The 524-nt window shown below is 59.2% G+C and carries 1 pseudogene; it reads right to left on the bottom strand.

The annotated features are described in order from the left end of the window. Window positions 1–524: pseudogene (locus WG891_RS26665) on the bottom strand (host specificity protein); the annotation flags it as partial.

The raw sequence follows: 524 nt of genomic DNA on the forward strand, positions 1-524 counted from the left end.
GGCGGTGCCTGGACGCCGGGCGGGATAACGGAGATCGGGCGGTCTTCAATCCGTGCGCCGGTATCGATGCGGGCGTACTTGTTCGGGTCGTACTCAACAGCCGTAATGTCAAACGATATGCCGTCCTGATTCTCGGTGATGCCGGTGACGCGGAAAAGCTGGATTGCTAAATCCGTAGCGTCAACAGCCCACACACATTCGGCCACAGGCGTTTCACTGTAGTTCGTCGTGACGGTCACCACGCGGCCATTCACTGACTGAATGGTGCGGCCCTGCGCCTTGCCGCTGGGCAGGTTCACGATCAGGCGTTCACCCACCTTTGCCGATGACTCCCGATCCAGCGTAATGCTACGGCCAGATACAGAACTGATACGGCCGCCGAGCGGGCGACCGGCAAACGCTTCATCTGCTACGCCAATGATCCAGCCCGGACCTGGTATATTGCCATCCGCGCCAACGGTGAAACTTATCACCCGGTCTTTCTCATTGGTCAGCAATAGCCATTTGCCGCGCCTGATCGCCTC

The organism is Serratia sp. MMO-28, from assembly GCF_037199905.1.
In the GTDB taxonomy this organism is placed as follows: domain Bacteria; phylum Pseudomonadota; class Gammaproteobacteria; order Enterobacterales; family Enterobacteriaceae; genus Chania; species Chania oryzae.